Origin of the sequence: Nocardia sp. CA-135953, assembly GCF_050955735.1 — a bacterium.
Classification (GTDB): Bacteria; Actinomycetota; Actinomycetes; order Mycobacteriales; family Mycobacteriaceae; genus Nocardia.
This window is the reverse complement of sequence record NZ_CP192082.1, coordinates 5502230-5519756: the sequence shown is the minus strand read 5'-3', so window position 1 is coordinate 5519756 and position 17527 is coordinate 5502230. Positions and strand designations below refer to the sequence as shown.

14 protein-coding genes are annotated in these 17527 nt (G+C 65.7%); 5 read left to right on the top strand and 9 right to left on the bottom strand.

Translation table 11 applies throughout. The annotated features are described in order from the left end of the window. Nucleotides 1-113: 113 nt before the first annotated feature. Complete coding sequence (locus ACQPXH_RS25460) at nt 114-875, bottom strand: SDR family NAD(P)-dependent oxidoreductase (protein ID WP_433599020.1); 762 nt, start codon at nt 873-875, stop codon at nt 114-116. A 712-nt stretch (nt 876-1587) separates the two neighbouring features. Here ACQPXH_RS25460 and ACQPXH_RS25455 point away from each other — a divergent pair. Both ACQPXH_RS25455 and ACQPXH_RS25450 read left to right on the top strand, forming a co-directional pair. Continuing rightward, nucleotides 1588-3711, top strand: a complete 2124-nt coding sequence (locus ACQPXH_RS25455) for an Hsp70 family protein (protein WP_433599019.1) — start codon at nt 1588-1590, stop codon at nt 3709-3711. 698 nt (nt 3712-4409) lie between these two features. Next, entirely contained in the window at nt 4410-5240 is an 831-nt protein-coding gene (locus tag ACQPXH_RS25450) for an HAD family hydrolase (protein WP_433599018.1), read from the top strand. A 604-nt stretch (nt 5241-5844) separates the two neighbouring features. Here ACQPXH_RS25450 and ACQPXH_RS25445 read toward each other — a convergent pair. After that, a complete protein-coding gene (locus tag ACQPXH_RS25445) occupies nt 5845-6531 on the bottom strand; it encodes an SGNH/GDSL hydrolase family protein (RefSeq protein WP_433599017.1) in 687 nt (228 codons plus the stop codon). Between the two features lie 8 nt (nt 6532-6539). After that, on the bottom strand, nt 6540-7949 hold the full coding sequence (locus ACQPXH_RS25440) for an MFS transporter (RefSeq protein WP_433599016.1): 1410 nt from the start codon (nt 7947-7949) through the stop codon (nt 6540-6542). Between the two features lie 105 nt (nt 7950-8054). Here ACQPXH_RS25440 and ACQPXH_RS25435 point away from each other — a divergent pair, with 105 nt between their 5' ends. Beyond that, nucleotides 8055-8669: a TetR/AcrR family transcriptional regulator gene (locus tag ACQPXH_RS25435; protein ID WP_433599015.1), complete on the top strand. Its 615-nt coding sequence runs from the start codon at nt 8055-8057 to the stop codon at nt 8667-8669. A gap of 289 nt (nt 8670-8958) precedes the next feature. On the opposite strand, the gene ACQPXH_RS25430 is transcribed toward ACQPXH_RS25435, so the two are convergent. Further along, nucleotides 8959-9759 (bottom strand): sirohydrochlorin chelatase, encoded by an 801-nt coding sequence (locus tag ACQPXH_RS25430; RefSeq protein WP_433599014.1) that lies wholly within the window; start codon nt 9757-9759, stop codon nt 8959-8961. A 52-nt stretch (nt 9760-9811) separates the two neighbouring features. On the opposite strand from ACQPXH_RS25430, the gene ACQPXH_RS25425 reads away from it, so the two are divergent. Next, nucleotides 9812-10150, top strand: coding sequence for a zinc ribbon domain-containing protein (locus tag ACQPXH_RS25425; protein WP_433599013.1), 339 nt, complete (start codon nt 9812-9814; stop codon nt 10148-10150). A 193-nt stretch (nt 10151-10343) separates the two neighbouring features. On the opposite strand, the gene ACQPXH_RS25420 is transcribed toward ACQPXH_RS25425, so the two are convergent. From ACQPXH_RS25420 to ACQPXH_RS25400, 5 genes are all read right to left on the bottom strand, one after another. Continuing rightward, the gene (locus tag ACQPXH_RS25420) at nt 10344-11633 is read right to left on the bottom strand and encodes a sulfate adenylyltransferase subunit 1 (protein WP_433599012.1); all 1290 of its coding nucleotides are present in this window, start codon (nt 11631-11633) and stop codon (nt 10344-10346) included. Between the two features lie 233 nt (nt 11634-11866). Beyond that, nucleotides 11867-12796: a sulfate adenylyltransferase subunit CysD gene (cysD, locus tag ACQPXH_RS25415; protein ID WP_433599011.1), complete on the bottom strand. Its 930-nt coding sequence runs from the start codon at nt 12794-12796 to the stop codon at nt 11867-11869. Then, nucleotides 12793-13527: a phosphoadenylyl-sulfate reductase gene (locus ACQPXH_RS25410; RefSeq protein ID WP_433599010.1), complete on the bottom strand. Its 735-nt coding sequence runs from the start codon at nt 13525-13527 to the stop codon at nt 12793-12795. The genes cysD and ACQPXH_RS25410 overlap by 4 nt, the downstream gene beginning before the upstream one ends. A gap of 14 nt (nt 13528-13541) precedes the next feature. Then, nucleotides 13542-15353, bottom strand: coding sequence for a nitrite/sulfite reductase (locus ACQPXH_RS25405; protein WP_433599009.1), 1812 nt, complete (start codon nt 15351-15353; stop codon nt 13542-13544). A gap of 135 nt (nt 15354-15488) precedes the next feature. Further along, nucleotides 15489-15581 (bottom strand): Ms4527A family Cys-rich leader peptide, encoded by a 93-nt coding sequence (locus ACQPXH_RS25400; RefSeq protein ID WP_357470198.1) that lies wholly within the window; start codon nt 15579-15581, stop codon nt 15489-15491. Nucleotides 15582-16224: 643 nt separating this feature from the next. Between ACQPXH_RS25400 and hemW the strand changes: the two genes are divergently transcribed. Beyond that, nucleotides 16225-17430, top strand: a complete 1206-nt coding sequence (gene hemW, locus ACQPXH_RS25395; protein ID WP_433599008.1) for a radical SAM family heme chaperone HemW — start codon at nt 16225-16227, stop codon at nt 17428-17430. Nucleotides 17431-17527 lie beyond the last annotated feature (97 nt).

Below are 17527 nucleotides of genomic sequence, written 5' to 3'. Positions count from 1 at the left end.
TTTCGCCGTCCGCCGACATGGTGTGTACACGGTAGGGTCCGTGACGACGGTCGGCACCTCGGCGCACGGCGACGCGATGAGGGCGAATGTCGGGCCGAGGTGCCGATTGGCGACTATTTGGCGGTGAACCCACCGTCGATCGCGAGCGCCGCGCCGGTAATGAAGCTGGCCTCATCGCTCAGCAGGTAGGCGCAGAACGACGCGATCTCCTCCGGCTTGCTGATCCGGCCGAGCGGATGCAGTGCGGCGATGGCCGCTTCACCCTCGGGCGTCGCACCCATCGAGTTGCGGAAAGCGGGCGTATCGACGGCGCCGGAGACCAGCGCATTGACACGAACACCCTGTTCAGCGGCCTCCAGCGCGACCGCGCGGGTCAGCCCGACGACGCCGTGCTTGGCCGCCACATACGGTGCCACCGAACCCATGCCGACCACGCCCAGGTTCGAGGCGTTGTTGAGGATCGCGCCGCCGCCGGAGGCGACAATTGCCGGAACCTGGTGGCGCAGACCGTAGAACACGCTGGTCAGATTGAGTTCGAGATCGGCGCGCCAGCCTGCCTCGTCGATCTGGTCGATCGAGCCGAAGGCATTGACGGCGCCCGCATTGTTGAATGCCGCGTCCAGCCGACCGTATTCGGTGAGGGCCGCCTGTGTCAGCCGGGCGACCTCATCCTCGACGGTGACATCGGTCGGTACGAAGATCGCCCGGCCACCCGCCGCGCGGATATCGGCCGCGACCTGCTCGCCCGCGTCTTTGCCACGTGCGCCGAGCACCACGGCCGCGCCCTCGGTTGCGGCCCGCATGGCCACCGCCTTGCCGACACCCGAGCTGCCGCCGGTGATGAGCATGACCTTGTCCGCGAAACGTGTCGACATCGTCTTCGAATTCCCTTCTAGTTCTTGCGATTTCACTAGCGATGAGCCGGCGCGGGAACTAGGTTCGTCCGTGCGCTTGCTCATTACTGAATCCAGTCAAGCGGTCGGGGAACGGTGCTGCTAGCGGAAATCAGCTGTGAAATTTGACGCATCATATTCTGGCAGTCGATACGCCCGTCCTATGAAATCCGCAGTGCTGGCAACGGATTGGTTACCGACCAGTTGGTGTGTGTTGTCGGTTCTGGGTAGTTCTGTTCGGCTTGGCGGATCTGGGGCTCGTTTCGAGTTACTGCACCGTAGCGGAACTTGGTTTACCGCAGTGGAATCGGGCCATCGGTCGCGAAACGCCGGACGTCCAGAGGACTGGATGAATCTTTTTCATGCGATCTAGCTGGGAGTTCTAAACGGAGTCAACGTAAGTCGAACGTTTCATATCAATTCGACATCCGAATCGATCCAGCAGCAGCTAACCTGTGGGTGCTGTTTGGGAAGCGACCGCGGCCACATGGATCTCCTGTGTGATGGACGTGGTCTCGGTGCGTTGACGGGATAGCGAATGACTACAGGTCTGGGTTTCAGCATCGGTTCAGTGAACTCCGTATCCGCTATGGTGACCGGCGAGCGACCGTTGTCGTCGGTGCGGACACGCCGCACGGCAGTGACCTTCGACAGTGGGGGTGACATCCGAATCGGGGGGATCCCCCAATTCGACATGGCTGTAACGGATTTCGCCGATCTGGCGCGAGACCCGGAGTCGATTGTCGTGGGCGGTCGGCTCTGGTCACCTGCGAACCTGGTCGCCGCCGTGGTGAACGGCCTGCTCGAATCCTTCCCGCCGACCGCTGGAGCCGTGGCCACCTATCCCGCATGCTATTCCGATAAGCAGCTGTCGCTGCTGCGGCAGGCATTGAATCTGGCCGGTGCCGCGGATGTGCTGCTCATACCCGAACCCGTCGCGGCCGCGGAGTGGCTCGAACAGGAACGCGGACCGCTCGAGTCCGGGTTCGTGCTGGTGTACGACCTCGGCGGGTCTTGCCTCGATGTGTCGATGGTCCGGGTCGGACCGGACTGGGACGATCACCCGATCGTCGGAAAGTCCGTGCGCTCCTATGATTTCGGCGGTCGGCCGCTCGGTTCGATGATCGCTCGGTATGCCCGGGTCGCCGAACCCGGCGACAACGGGTCGATGCTGCAGATGACCTCGATTGTCGATATCACCACTATGCGCGCCCAGCACATCCGGGATTCCCTCGATGTGGTCCACGAATGTGTGGAATCGACGGGACGGCGCCTGTCCGATGTCAGCTGCATCCTGCTGGTCGGTGGCGCCACCCGTCCCGTCGAGGTCGCGCGCATCCTTGCCGAACTCGGCCGACCGGTGGTGATGTCGAGCGATCCGGGGCAGACCGTCGCCGTAGGCGCCGCCGGCTATGCGGCCCGCAGCTTCGCACCGCTGTCGACCGGTGGCCGGCATCGAGCGCCGAAGGTGGCGGTATTCTCCAGTGCCGCAGTGGCTTCCGCAGTGGCCGTATCGGCTGTCACGGTATTCGGCGGCCCGCACACTTCGCAGATGCCGTCCCTGGTGGATGCCTTGCCGGGCAGCTTCCCGATAGACAACCTGCTGCTCGAGCCCGATGTCGAAGCGCTCGCGGAGGCCGGTTCCGCAGCGGTTGGTTGGGCGACCACGACGGCGGGCTTCGGCTATTCCGGTCGACCGGCCTACGGGATCGCTCCCGTCGCCTATACGACGCGGAGCGGACCAACGATCGGTCCATCCGTGGCCGAGGCACACGGCGGCAGCCACAGCGAAGGCGGTGGAACAGCACATTCCGGTGGCGTCACCTATGCCAACCCCGCTCAGTTCCTGAACCCGCTGCCATTCAACCGAAGCCCGCGAACGATCCCGGCCATGCCGTACCTGCCTCCCGCTGGTACGCCCATCCCGAGCGTCAGCCTTCCGGGTTCGGTTCCCGCCCCGACCAATTCGACTCCCGCCCTTCCGGCTGGCACCACGACGACTCCGGGTACCGGTGGGCCCTCGAAGGGCACCGGTGTACCGGGCACCGGCGAAACATCTACCGGGACTGCGGCATCGGGCGGAGCCGCGTCGGATGGCAGCACGGGTGATGCGTCCGGCGGTACAACTTCGGGAACCAGCGGCTCGACGTCGGGAAATTCCCATAGTGGCGGTTCGTCGGGCAGTACCTCGGGCGATGCTGCGAATGGGGGTGCCTCGGGCGGCTCCACGGGTGGTGGATCGGGTTCGACGGGTGGTGGTATGTCGGGTCGTTCGACAGGTGGTGGTGCCTTGGGTGGTTCGACGGGTGGTGGTGCTTCGGGTGGTGCCTCGGGTGGTGGTGCTTCGGGTGGTGCCTCGGGTGGTGGTGCTTCGGGTGGTGCCTCGGGTGGTGGTGCTTCGGGTGGTTCGACGGGTGGTGGTGCCTCGGGTGGTGCCTCGGGTGGTGGTGCTTCGGGTGGTTCGACGGGTGGCGGTGCCTCGGGTGGTTCCACGGGTGGCGGTGCCTCGGGTGGTTCGACGGGCGGTGGTATGTCGGGTGGTTCGACGGGTGGTGGTGGATCGGGTTCGACAGGTGGCGGTACTTCAGGTGGTTCCACGGGTGGCGGTGCCTTGGGTGGTTCCACGGGCGGTGGTATGTCAGGTGGATCGACGGGCGGTGGCATGTCGGGCGGCTCGACCGGAGGCCCCTCCTCCAACGGCAAGTTCTCCGGCGGAACCACTTCCGGCGGCAGCACCAGCACCGGCGGCGCTTCCACCGGTGGTATCACCTCACACGGTTCGGGGGGCTCCGGTGGTGGCGGCGGTGCCCGCAGGTAATCCGCGGTAGTACTCCTCGGGTGTGCCGCGCAGCGCATCGCCTGCATGGAGGCTGGCGGCGGAGGGCGATCGTCTACTGAGCGCGGGCTGGGGTTTGAGCTTGCGATTGCGTCGGTCCGTGGAACGATGTTGGCCTTTGGTGCTCGGTGCCCGCAGGTAGTCCGCGGTTGCGCGTTCGGGAGGATCCCAGGACACGGTCGCGGACTTCTTCGCCTGCCGCGCAGCGTCGAATACAAGATGCGCGTGCAGTGTGCACCGACCTCGACACCATGCCGACCGAGGACGGTGGCGACCATCCGCTTCGACCGCCACGACCCCCGAGATGGAGTGCTGCCGTGCGCCGCCGCCATCGCTGCTTTGGCTGCACTGGTGCAGGTGGCACTTCGTGCCGAGATCCCGCGGATCATTGGGTGGCGGCTCTGGGGGTGGGCACTGAGTGGAGACCACAGCATAGCGACGGGACAGCGCCTGCGAATGGTCACGGGCTGCAGCATCTGCGGTTGGGTGAAAGTCGCTGGTCCGCATGGCTGTTGGTGACGAGACGGCCTGTCATGCCTGGGCAGAGATCCACACCATTTGTCAGAATTCGCACGTCTTCTGGGCGCTGATATAGGGCGCAAGTTCCGTGAAGGATTGCGACTGTTCGTTTCGCTGGTCTGTCAGCGAGCGCCACGCACATTCGGACCGGTCGAATTTCAATGACGCCGAGTGCCATAGCGATGCACAATGGGTTGGTGGCACAAGGGGGACCTCGGCTTATTGCGCTGGATGTCGATGGAACGTTGCTGCAGACGGGATCGCCGGTCAGTGAACGGGTGATCGACGCTGTGCGGGCGGCGGTGGCGGCGGGGGCGCATGTGGTTGTGACGACCGGGCGGACGTTGATGACGACGCGGCCGGTGCTGGAGGAGCTCGGGCTTATCGATGGCCATGCGTTGTGTTCCAACGGGGCGGTGCACATCGATGTGGCGAGGGGAGAGCCGGTGGCGGTGCAGACCTTCGATCCGGGGCCCGCAGTGGTCGCCTTGCGGGCTCTGTTTCCGGAGATGATCTTCGCGGTGGAGAAGGTCGGCATCGGCACCTGGGCCACGGGTGTCAGTCCGGGCGAATTCTCCATCGGCGAATACGTTCTCGTCGATGACGGCGCGTTGAGCAGCGAGCCGACCCCGCGACTGAACGGCTGGTGGCCCGACGGTTCCCTGGAAGAGATGCTGCGCCTGCTCACCCAACTGCGGGTACCGGATGCGAGCTGGGTGCACGGCGAATTCGGTCCGTGGCTTACTGTTTCGCGCCGTGGCGTCTCCAAGGGTTGGGCACTGGAGCGCCTGCGCACCGCACTCTGCATCCCCCGCTCCGCCACCCTCGCCATCGGCGACGGCTACAACGACCGCGAAATGCTGCACTGGGCAGGCCATTCCATAGCGATGGCGAACGCACCGAACGAGGTCCGCAACTGGGCGGACGAAGTCGCCGACGACGTAGCCGACGACGGCGTCGCCAAAATCCTGGAGCGCTGGTTCGGCCACTGACCTGGACCGACGATCACCATGCGTTGGTGGCGGCAAGTATCGAGAGTGCCTCTCCACCAACGCATTCTCGGGCAAGGTAAGCCGTTTGTGATGTTATGGGGGCGGGCGGGCGCTGTGCGGACTCGGCCGCTATTGGATTCTCAGGGCACGGCGAAGGTCGGGATGCTCCCTCGAGAGCGCCGCGCCGCCACGCATTCCTCGGGTGGCGTCGCCAAGGGGCGGGGCGACCCTGTGACTACCCGCTCCGTCAAACTCCTGGAGCGCTGGCCTGGCTATTGGCCTGGGCTGGTGATCACCATGCGTTGGTGGCGGCAATTGTCGAGAGTGCCTCTCCACCAACGCATTCTCGGCGCGGGGTATGCGTCGGGTGGCGTCGCGAAGGGGCGGGTCGACCCTGTGAGTACCCGCTCGGCCAAATCCTGGAGTGCTGGTTCGGCCATTGACCTGGGCTGGTGGGATTCGGCGTTCGCGAACGTCGATCAGGTATCCGGCTCGGCGGTTGTACGCCGAGACGATGTCGCCCTCGGGGCATAAGCGTCGAAAGAAGACCACGGGACCGCGTCCGAGTGACAAGCTCGAACGCGGCCCTGGTGCCTGGTTTCGATCAATGCGCGGGTTCGGGCAGCAGTCCGTGCAGTGCGCGCACCATTTCGGTGGCCACCACCGCATGCCCGCTCATCGTGAAGTGAATGAGATCGGCGCTCATCACATCCGGCCGCAGTCGCAGCGGATGGTCCCAGAACTCCACCAGCACGGCGTCGTAACGAGCGGCCAACTCGCGGGTGATGTCGTTGAGCGCCGACATCCGGTCCCGCATCGGACGCATCGGCGCCATCCGTTCCGCGTCCCACACATCGGCGAGAGTGAAGGTGCTCACCTGCGCCCCGCCGCGGGCAAGCGCGCCGAAGATCGTGTCGAGATTCGTGCGCAACGCGTCGAGATTGCCGCCGGGAGTGAACAGATCGTTTCCGCCGCAGCTGATATGCACGAGGTCCGGTGCGAATTCGAGTACCTGCGGCAGCTGATCGGCGCGTACCTGCGCGGACGTCGCGCCGATCCGGCCGGTATTCAGATATGCGAGAGCGGGATTCGTCGCAGTCAATACCGCGGCGACGCGATCTGCCCATCCGGTGGTGTCGTACCCGGGACTCGGATCGCCGACGCCATGGGCTATCGAATCCCCGATTACCGCATAGCGCTGCCAGGGTGCGTCGGCGAGCAGTTCGAGTGCGGCGGTGTTCGACAACAGCATCGGGTCGTTGGCTTCGGTACGAATATCCTTGTGCGTCAAGGTGACTCCTAGCTAGTAACGGCAGCAGGAATGCGCGCCGGAATCGCGATGACCATTGCGGACGCGATACCGATGCCCGCGCAAATGGCGAACAGCGTGTGGAAGGCGGCCAGCGCATCTTCGGCATTGGCGGCGAAGACCGCGGCCAGTACCGCGACACCGAGCGCACCGCCCACCTGCCTGGCCGTCAGATTCATCCCGATTCCGGCCGCGAAGCGTTGCGGCGGCAGCGAACTCGCGGCGGCGGTGCCGAGCACCGTCACGACGATCCCGACGCCACCGCCACCGAACAGCCCGGCCGGTACCCACGCGGACCAGAGCGCCGGTGTCGGCCCGAAGGTATCGGTGCTCATCCACACATTGGTGCCGGTGTACATCAGCGCCCCGAGAACACCGAGCCAGCGCCGCGTGCTCGCCGCCGTGACGCGACCGGCAATCGTCGCGGTCACCATCGAGGACACCGCGCCCACCGTCAATGCCGCGGCCGAGCCGAGCACCGAATACTGCCAGATCGCATCGAGGAACAGCGGTCCGGCGAGCAGCCAGGCGAACATGGTCGCACCGAAGACGAACGAGGCGGCATTGGCCAGCGCATACGGCTTGCTCTGCCACAATTCGACCGCGATGGCCGGATTGTGGTGTCGCACAGAGCGAATCAGCGCGGCCACGATCAGCAGTGCGCCGACGCCGAGTGCAGCGAGTGTGCCGGGTGCGGTCCAGCCCCATCGCTGCCCCTCGGTCACCCCGGCGACCACGCCGCCGAGTCCAAGGGCAATGGCGATGGTCCCGATGGGGTCTGGCAGCGCGCTGCCGGGCTGACGGATATCGGGCACGGGAATACGCAGCCCGGGCGCGATCAGCACGATCGCCACCGGGATATTGATGACGAATACCGCTCGCCAGCCGAAGGCCTCGACCAGCGCGCCGCCGATCGCCGGACCGACCACCGCGGCGAAACCGCCTGCGGCCGACCAGGCTCCGATGGCCGCACCGATCTTCTCGCGCGGGGTGACGGTGAGGACGAGTCCGAGCGCGGACGGCACCATCAGCGCCGCCGTCGCACCTTGCAGCAGGCGTCCGGCAATGAGCCAACCCGCGGTGGGCGCGAGTCCGCACAGCAGCGATGTCACGGCGAAACCGGCCAGTGCGATCAGAAACAGTCTGCGCCGTCCCAGTGTGTCGGCGAAGCGGCCCGCCGGGGTGAGCAGTGCCGCGAAGGCGATGGCATATCCACTGACCACCCAGGTCAGCGTGGTTGTCGCGGTCCCGGGAAAGTCGCGGGCGATCGAGGGAAACGCGATATTGACGACGGACAGATCCAGGAAGGCGATGAACGCCGCGCCACAGGCGATGACGAGCGTGCGCACGGCGGCCTTCGAGGTCGGCGGACTGTCGGTCCGCTCGGACACTTCGGTCATGAGGGAGATCCTTCGGTGAGGCGAAATCTAAACGTACGACCGTTCGTGCAATAAACGTACGACCGTACGTTCGTATTTGCAACCCGGAAGTGGAAGAATGGCCTCATGGCCGAGTCGACAACCACCGCGCAGGGCACCGATCAACGTCTCGCGAAGGGCGCCCGCTCCCGGGCCTCGATTGCCAGACATGCCGCCGACGTGGCCTCGGTCGAGGGACTGACCGGCCTGAGCATCGGTCGTCTCGCGACCGATCTCGGCATCAGCAAAAGCGGGATAGCCACTCTGTTCGGCACCAAGGAAGCGCTGCAGGTAGCCGCGGTGAAGGTGGCCCGCGAGGCCTTCGTCGAACGAGTGATCGCGCCCAACCTCGGCGAACCGCGCGGCTTACCCCGGCTGCGCGCCATCATGGACCGCTGGTTCGACCACATCACCGACCCGACTTTTCCGGGCGGCTGCTTCCGCGTGGCCACCATTGCCGAATTCGACAGCAAGCCCGGCCCGGTCCGTGATGCCATCGCCGAGGATCGCGGCGAATGGCTCGACTTCTTGGCCAAGCAGATTCGGCACGCGCAGGACCAGGGCGATCTCGCCGGCCGCGACGCCGATGCCATGGCATTCGAATTCGATGCGGTGATCAGTGCGGCCAATACCGCCCTGCAGATGGGTGATGATCGCGGTGTCGCCACCGCGCGCACCATCGTGAACGGGTTGCTGGGCTGAGATCCTCTGCTTACGCGTCGTGACGCAGCCACGCGTGAAGAATCACCCGGAGCGGGTGCCTTGAATCGCGGCAAGGGCGTCGTAATCGGTCACGCCTGCGCCGCCGCACGCTGAATCTGCACGGTGGCCTCGGCCTTGATCTGCTCGAATTGTTCGCCCATGCGCGGGGCCAATGCCTGTGCGGCCGAGAGCGGATGCGCCATCACCATGAAGTCGTCGATCTTGCCGTGCTCGTCGAAATTCAGGTCGCCTCCTGTGCAAAATTATTCGGAGGCTGTGCGGCCGAAGATCAGGCAGAGAGGCTCAACGCGCCGATGAGCGCGGTGTCGTAGCGGTCCCAAACTATTCCGGTCAACGCTGTATCCGGCCCGATGACCTTTGCATGCACCACATCGGGCGCGGCGGCCACCAAACGGTCGGTCAACAGCCCCGGCGCGAGGAACCACGGCGCCATGAGTACCTGCTCGGCACCCCAGGCGCGCAGACGCGAAATTGCCTGGGCGACAGAAGGTTCGGTGGTGGCGAAGCAGACCTCGGTAAGCCAGCCGGTCATCGCCGTGAGCTGTCGCGCAACCTCGCTGGTCCGCGCATTCGCCGTCGTCGATGCCGCCCCAACTGCAGCCACGACGACCCCCAGTCGTTGGCGCGGCCGTAGGTCACCCGCAGCCGGACTCAGTGCGGTCAGGGTGCGGTCGCGGAGGGTAGTAATGAGTCGGGGGTCCGGCCCGAGAACGTCGGCTTGCGTCAGCGCGAGTTGGGGGTGGGCGGTGCCGGCGGCAGCAAGCAGTCCGGGTAGATCGACTCGCGCATGATGTGCGCTGCCCAACAGCAACGGTGCCACGACCGCATGCGTGTGCCCTTGCGCGGCAACGGCATTCACCACCTGCTCGACCGACGGTGCATTCAGATCGAGGAAGGCGAGCCGCACATCGATATCCGGCCGGGCGGCGGCAATATCGGCGACGACCGCCGACATAGTCGCGGCCGAGCGCGGATCCCGACTGCCGTGCGCCACCGCGATGAGCGCAGGCCTGGGCTCCGCGTGTCCGCCGATCGGTGTGGCAGCCGTGACCCGGACAGGCCCGAACATCGGTCTACTCGGTCCGCGTCCGTGCTTGGACAATCGCTCCAGTTCCGCCCACATGGATCCGCCCGGCAGCCGCGCCACCGAGCCGATACCACCGGGCGAATTCACCTCAAAACCCATCTGGAAACTCCGTAACCATCGTCTGGCGCGCGCGGTCAATGACGCCGGATGGTCCGACTTGGCACGACTGTTGCGCGACAAGCAATCTTGGCGCAGCGTCACCGCCGACCGCTGGTTCGCGTCGAGTAAAGGCTGCTCGAAATGCGAAACGGTCAACACCGAACTGACTTTGTCGGATCGGGTGTTCGCCTGCGGATATCGCGGCGACCGCGACCACAACGCGGCGGTCGACCTCGCAGCATGGCCGACGATCCAACACGAAGACTCTCCTTGATCCCCGGACCCCCGAGCGGGAGGCCGGGACACCAACGCCCGCCGACGGGAAGGCGCTGACCAGCACCCCGCAGGTGCCGGTGAAACCAGTCCGGGTGACGCGCGAACCGACGTTCACACCTCGACTGTGGCGTGAACCGGCGACACCCGAGAAGGGCGGTGTCCGAATACCCATAAGGGTTTCAGACACGCTGTCAGACTCCGACCTCGACCGCGGTCAGCACGTCACCGACCAGACCGGCGGCGAGGGTATTGCCGCCCGCCGGATCGATGAGCAGGAAGCTGCCGGTGTGCCGGTTGACGCGGTAGTCGTCGGCCGCGATCGGCTCGGCGACGCGCACGGAGATGCGGCCGATATCGTTGAGCGCCAACGACTCCGGGCTCGCCTCGGCGGTCAGGTTCTGCTCGTCGAACCGCTCGACGAGTGCGCCGACGATCGCCTGCGTGGTGCGGGTGCCGTGCTTGAGCAGCAGTCGTGCGCCGGGAAGCAGCGGCTTGTCGCCGAGCCAGCAGACGGTCGCGTCGAAGGTGTCGATCGGCTCCGGAGCATCGGCCGGGGAGGCGATGATGTCACCGCGCGAGATGTCCACATCGTCGGTCAGGATCAGCGTGACACTGCGGCCGACCTGTGCGACCGCGAGCTCACCGTCGGGTGTATCGACCCGCTCGACGGTCGAGCGAATACCTGAGGGCAGCACCACGATTTCGTCGCCCGGCGAAACCGAGCCCGCCGCGATCTGGCCCGCGTAGCCGCGGTAGTCCGGGTATTCGGCGGTGCGCGGACGGATCACATACTGCACCGGGAAGCGCAGGCCGATCGCGTGCTCGCCCGAGCTGTCGGCATCCACCGGCACCGATTCGAGGTGCTCGATCAGCGAAGGTCCGTCATAGTACGGAGTGTTCGCCGAGCGTGAGGCGATATTGTCGCCGTGCAGTGCGGACACCGGAATCTCCAACACATCCTCGGCTGCCCAGCCGAGTGTGCTGGTGAGGGTGTTGAATTCGGCCGAGATCGCGGCGAAGACGGTCGCAGGATCATCGACCAGGTCGATCTTGTTCACCGCGAGCACCAGCTTGGGCACGCCGAGCAGCGCGAGGACCGCGGCATGGCGACGGGTCTGCTCGATGACACCCTTGCGCGCGTCGACGAGCAGGACTACCAGCTGCGCGGTGGACGCGCCGGAGACGGTATTGCGGGTGTACTGCACATGCCCGGGTGTATCCGCGAGCACGAAAGACCGCTTGGGCGTTGCGAAGTAGCGGTAGGCGACATCGATGGTGATGCCCTGTTCGCGTTCCGCGCGCAGCCCGTCCACGAGCAGCGAAAGATCCGGCGTGGCAAGACCTTTGTCCACCGACGCGCGGGTGACGGCGTCGATCTGGTCGGCCAGTACGGATTTCGTATCGTAGAGCAGGCGTCCGACCAGGGTGGACTTACCGTCGTCGACAGAACCGGCGGTGGCCAGCCTCAGTAGGTCGGACATATCAGAAATATCCTTCTCGTTTGCGGTCTTCCATCGCGGCCTTCGACACTCGGTCGTCGCTTGCCCAGGGTCGGACACTGTGCGCCGCGCTCGGTCCGGTGAGTAGTTCGGGACGCATCAGAAGTAGCCTTCTCGTTTGCGGTCTTCCATCGCGGCCTCCGATACTCGGTCGTCGCTTGCCCAGGGTCGGACACTGTGCGCCGCGCTCGGTCCGGTGAGTAGTTCGGGACGCATCAGAAGTAGCCTTCTCGTTTGCGGTCTTCCATCGCGGCCTCCGACACTCGGTCGTCGCCGCGCGTCGCGCCGCGCTCGGTCAAACGGGACGCGGCCACCTCGGCGAGAATCGCCTCGTTATCGGCTGCGTCGGAAAGGATTGCGCCGGTGGAGGATCCGTCGCCGACGGTGCGGTAGCGCACCGAACGGGTCTCCAGCACCTCACCATCGCGCGGGCCGCCCCAGACCCCGGGCGTCATCCACATGCCGTCGCGCTGATACACCGGACGCTCGTGCGAGTAGTAGATGCTCGCCAGATCGATGTCCTCGCGCGCGATGTAGCGCCAGATATCGAGTTCGGTCCAGTTGCTCAGCGGGAACACCCGGACGTGCTCGCCGGGAGCGTGCTTGCCGTTGTACAGATTCCACAGCTCGGGCCGCTGCCGCTTCGGATCCCACTGCCCGAAGGCATTGCGCAGCGAAAAGATACGCTCCTTGGCGCGCGAACGCTCTTCATCGCGGCGGCCACCGCCGAAGACCGCGTCGAAGCGGTGCTCGGTGATGGCGTCCAACAGTGGAACCGTCTGCAGTGGATTGCGGATACCGTCCGGGCGCTCGGTGAGACGGCCGTCGGCCAGGTAGTCCTCGACCTTCGCGACATGCAGTCGCAGACCGTACTTTGCGACCACCTTGTCGCGGAATTCGAGCACCTCGGGCAGGTTGTGCCCGGTGTCGACGTGCAGCAGCGCGAACGGCAGCGGCGCGGGCCAGAAGGCCTGGAGCGCCAGGTGCAGCAGCACCGTGGAATCCTTACCGCCGGAGAACAGGATCACCGGCCGCTCGAATTCGCCTGCCACCTCACGGAAGATGTGGATCGACTCCGACTCCAACGCCGCGAGGGTGTCGAAATCGGTGATGCCCAAGGAACGTGCGCTGATGGTTTCGGTCATGACTGATGCAACCCGCATTCGGTCTTGGCGAGGCCGGCCCAGCGGCCGCTTCGCGGATCGGAGCCCGGCTCCGGCTTCCGTGTGCACGGAGCGCAGCCGATGGACGGATATCCCTCCTCCACCAGGGGATTGACGAGGATGCCGTGCTGTTCGATATAGGCCTGCATCTCATCGTCGGACCAGGCGGCGATCGGGTTGATCTTCACCAGTCCGAACGCCTCGTCGAACGAGATGAGCGGGGCGTTGGCCCGGGTCGGGGCCTCCACGCGGCGGATGCCGGTGACCCAGGCGTTGTAACCGCCGAGCGAGCGCTTCAGCGGCACAACCTTGCGCAACCGGCAGCATTCACCGGCATCGCGCGCGAACAAATCCTTGCCGAGCAGCTGATCCTGTTCGGCCACAGTGCTTTCCGGCCGCACATTGATCACATTCATGCCGTATACGGCCGCCACCGCATCCCGGGTGCCGATGGTCTCGGCGAAGTGGTAGCCGGTATCCAGGAACAGCACGTCCACACCCGAATGCACTTGGGCGGCAAGGTGAACCAGCACGCCGTCCTGCATATTCGAGGCGACGATGTAGCCGGTGCCGAAGACGTCCTCGGTCCACCGCAGCAAATCCAGAGCCGTCGCGTCGGCACCGAGTTCGGCCGCACCTTTTTCGGCGATCGCCCGCAGTTCGTCTTCCGACAGCTTCGCGGGCAGGTCCGCCGTTACTTGATCCGTTGTCACGCTAGTTCTCCCATTTACCGAAGGTCGGCCTCGTCGGCACGAACCGCCCACTGAGCGAACCGTTCGCCGTCCTCGCGGTGCTTGATGAAATTGCGCACCACCCGTTCGATGTAGTCACCGAGTTCGTTGGTGGTCACCTTGTGCTGACGCAGTTTGCGACCGAAGGCGCTGTCGAAGCCGAGGCTGCCACCGAGATGAACCTGGAAACCCTCGACATGATTCCCGGCGCCGTCATCGATCAGCTGACCCTTGAAGCCGATATCGGCGACCTGGGCGCGCGCGCAGGAGTTCGGGCAGCCGTTGATATTGATGGTCACCGGAACATCCAGCTGCGCATTGAGATCCGCGAGCCGCTCCTCCAACTCAGGCACCAGCGCCTGGGAACGCTTGCGGGTCTCGGCGAAGGAGAGCTTGCAGAATTCGATTCCGGAGCAGGCCATCAGGTTCCGGCGCCACAGCGACGGACGTGCCTGCAGGCCAAGGGGTTCCAACTCATCGATCAGCGCGTCGACTTTGTCGTCGGCGATATCGAGCACGATGAGCTTCTGGTACGGGGTGAACCGGATCCGGTCCGAGCCGTACTTCTGCGCCGCCTCGGCGACCTTGGTCAGGACAGTGCCCGAAACCCGGCCCGCGATGGGGGAGAAGCCGACCGCATTGAGTCCGTTGCGCAGCTTCTGCACGCCGACGTGATCGATCGGCTTCTTCGGCTGCTCCGGCGCGGGGCCGTCGATCAGCTTGCGCTTCAGGTACTCGTCCTCGAGCACCTGACGGAACTTCTCGATGCCCCAGTCCTTGATGAGGAACTTCAGCCGGGCCTTGGTGCGCAGGCGGCGGTAGCCGTAGTCGCGGAACAGTGAGACAACGGCCTCCCAGACATCGGGAACCTCGTCCAGCGGCACCCACACGCCGACGCGCTGGGCCAGCATCGGATTCGTCGACAGACCGCCGCCGACCCACAGATCCAGACCCGGGCCGTGTTCTGGGTGATTCACCCCGACGAACGCGACATCGTTGATCTCGTGCACCACATCCTGCTGGCCCGAGATCGCGGTCTTGAACTTGCGCGGCAGGTTGGAATATTCCTTCTTGCCGATGTAGCGGCGCACGATCTCGTCGATCGCGGGCGTCGGGTCGATGATCTCGGTCAGCGATTCACCGGCCAGCGGCGAGCCCAGCACCACGCGTGGGCAGTCGCCGCACGCCTCGGTGGTCTTCAGGCCGACGCCTTCGATCCGCTTCCAGATCTCGGGGACGTTCTCGACCTCGATCCAGTGGTACTGAACGTTCTCGCGGTCGGACAGGTCGGCGGTGTCGCGGGCGAATTCCGTGGAGATCCCGCCGAGGGTCTCGAGTTGCGCGACATTCAATGCCCCGCCATCGCAGCGGATACGCATCATGAAGTACCTGGCCTCGAGAATGTCGATGTTCTCGTCACCGGTCCAGGTGCCGTCGTAGCCCTGTTCGCGCTGGGTGTAGAGACCCCACCAGCGGAACCGGCCGCGCAGATCGCCCTTGTCGATGCTGTCGAAGCCCTGCTTGGAATAGATGTTCTCGATCCGGGCCCGGACATTGAGCGGGTTGTCGTCCTTCTTGGACTGCTCGTTCGGGTTCAGCGGCTCGCGGTAGCCGAGCGCCCACTGGCCCTCGGCCTTGCGGCGCACCGGCTTACCCGTGCGGACCCGCGGGCCGGCCGCTGCCTCGGACCGGGGACGGTCCGGGCGGACCCGTCGTTCGGAGGCCGGGCGGACCGGCCGCGCGTGCTGCCCAGGCCGGGATTCCGGCTGGGGCTGATCCGTGGGACCGGCGTCGGTGCTCGACGTCATGGGGGTCGCTCCTGCTGGGTGAGGGTACATCCGTGCTGAAGGCGTGAGGGGCTGACTCACGCCTGCGGTGTCAGCGGGCCGATGTCCGTCGAAATCGGGAATCACCGGGCAAACCCGGGAATGCGCGCCGCTGAGCTACCGAAGAGAACCGGGCAGACAGCAGGCGCTACAGACGCGCTTGTAGTCGACGTGGCGACGTGCCACAAGTCGTACTCCAGATCCGCGCATGCGGCCCATTGTGCCATGTCAGGGTGGCCCTTCCGACCTCGCGGCCATATTTCCCGCGAAATCGAGGGAAATTCCCTGGACTATGCGGGTCGATTGTGATGGCTGTCATAGTTAGCGGCCGCAATGCGTCGCACGATTGTCAAGATCATCGCCGGTGAAGCGAGTCACTCGGGTTGACCTCGAGCTAGGTCGAGGTAGCAAGTTCGGTGGCATGAGTGTCGGTGGCATGAGTACCGATACCGATCTGGACGCCATCCGCGAGGTCTTCGCCACCATTCAACATTCCCAGCAGAACGAGTTCGTCGGCCTGTTCCGCGAGGACGCCGTCCGGACGACCGGTGGCGGCAAGTGCTGTTCGGCCGCGCGGCCATCGGTGAGTTCACCGCACAGGTGCTGCCGGGTGCGATGCAGGACGGTGCCGCGACCTACGCGGTCGGGTATGTGCTGCTCGTTTGCCCTGGCCGCGCGGTCAAGGTGGTCCAGCTGTACTTCGACGGCGCGGGCCGACTGTCCGGTCAGGGCTCACCGATGTACGTCATAGCCAAGGAGGACGGGCCGCTGGCTGCTCACCGAATCAGAACACCGTGGTCGCCGACTGAACCCGACCGCAACGCCCCGGGGGAGCGGCGGTCACACTGGAGAGGTGAGTTCCGCCGCCGCCCCGATCGAAGCCGAGACGCCAACCCTGGTGCTGCGCGACTTCGGCGGCGGGCCATTCGGGATCTACATCCACGTGCCGTTCTGTGCGACACGCTGCGGATATTGCGATTTCAACACCTATACCGCCGGCGAGTTGGGCACCTCGGCATCGCCGCAGTCCTGGCTCGAAGCACTGCGCGGCGAACTGGCGACGGCGGCCGAACGGTTCGCTGCGCTGCCGACCGCCACGCCCGACGTGGCGACGATCTTCGTCGGCGGTGGCACGCCGTCACTGCTCGGCGGTGACGGTTTGGCGGACGTGCTGGACTCGGTGCGTGCGAACTTCACCCTCGCCGCCGATGCCGAGGTGACGACCGAATCCAATCCGGAGTCGACCGCACCGGAGTTCTTCGAACGCATCCGCACGGCCGGATTCACCCGGGTGTCGCTCGGCATGCAATCCGCGGCCCAGCATGTGCTGAAGGTGCTCGACCGCACCCACACGCCGGGCCGAGCCGTCGCCGCGGCGAAAGAGGCTCGCGCTGCCGGATTCGACCATGTGAACCTCGACCTCATCTATGGCACGCCCGGGGAACGCGACAGCGATCTGGACGCGAGTCTGGATGCGGTGCTCAGCGCGGGCGTCGACCACGTCTCGGCCTACTCGCTCATCGTCGAGGACGGCACCGCACTTGCCCGTCGCGTGCGTCGCGGCGAACTGCCCGCTCCCGATGACGATGTGCTCGCGGCCCGCTACGAGCGCATCGACTCTCGTCTCGATGCGGCAGGCCTCACTTGGTACGAGGTGTCCAATTGGGCCGCAGGCGATTCCGCGCGCTGTCGGCACAACCTCGGGTACTGGGACGGCGGCGACTGGCTCGGCGCGGGACCCGGCGCGCACAGCCACGTCGGCGGCGTGCGCTGGTGGAACGTCAAACACCCTGCGCGCTATGCCGATACCGTCGCGCGCGGTGGTTTTCCCGCGGCAGGCTGGGAAACGCTCACTGCCGACGAACAGCACACCGAACGCGTCATGCTCGCCGTTCGCTTGCGCACCGGCCTGCCGCTGAACGAGTTGGCCTCGACGGAATCCGCCGCCGCAACCCGAATCATTGCCGATGGTCTGGCAGTTCGCTCCGGTGACCGTCTGGTCCTCACCGATCGCGGCCGCCTACTCGCCGACGGCGTCGTTCGAGACCTCCTGACCTGACTCCGACTTATCACCACTTCACGGCCGGGTTCATGGATACCGGCCGTTGCGCTATCACAGATCGGTAAAGACGCGTAGGCTTCGGACCAACCCAAGG

Coding starts and splice junctions, on each gene's coding strand:
- ACQPXH_RS25420 (WP_433599012.1), bottom strand. CDS start 11,633: ATGTCCGACCTACTGAGGCTGGCCACCGCCGGTTCTGTCGACGACGGT.
- ACQPXH_RS25440 (WP_433599016.1), bottom strand. CDS start 7,949: ATGACCGAAGTGTCCGAGCGGACCGACAGTCCGCCGACCTCGAAGGCC.
- ACQPXH_RS25435 (WP_433599015.1), top strand. CDS start 8,055: ATGGCCGAGTCGACAACCACCGCGCAGGGCACCGATCAACGTCTCGCG.
- ACQPXH_RS25405 (WP_433599009.1), bottom strand. CDS start 15,353: ATGACGTCGAGCACCGACGCCGGTCCCACGGATCAGCCCCAGCCGGAA.
- ACQPXH_RS25425 (WP_433599013.1), top strand. CDS start 9,812: ATGGATCCGCCCGGCAGCCGCGCCACCGAGCCGATACCACCGGGCGAA.
- ACQPXH_RS25460 (WP_433599020.1), bottom strand. CDS start 875: ATGTCGACACGTTTCGCGGACAAGGTCATGCTCATCACCGGCGGCAGC.
- ACQPXH_RS25455 (WP_433599019.1), top strand. CDS start 1,588: ATGGCTGTAACGGATTTCGCCGATCTGGCGCGAGACCCGGAGTCGATT.
- ACQPXH_RS25400 (WP_357470198.1), bottom strand. CDS start 15,581: ATGCGCGGATCTGGAGTACGACTTGTGGCACGTCGCCACGTCGACTAC.
- ACQPXH_RS25450 (WP_433599018.1), top strand. CDS start 4,410: ATGACGCCGAGTGCCATAGCGATGCACAATGGGTTGGTGGCACAAGGG.
- ACQPXH_RS25430 (WP_433599014.1), bottom strand. CDS start 9,759: ATGTTCGGGCCTGTCCGGGTCACGGCTGCCACACCGATCGGCGGACAC.
- cysD (WP_433599011.1), bottom strand. CDS start 12,796: ATGACCGAAACCATCAGCGCACGTTCCTTGGGCATCACCGATTTCGAC.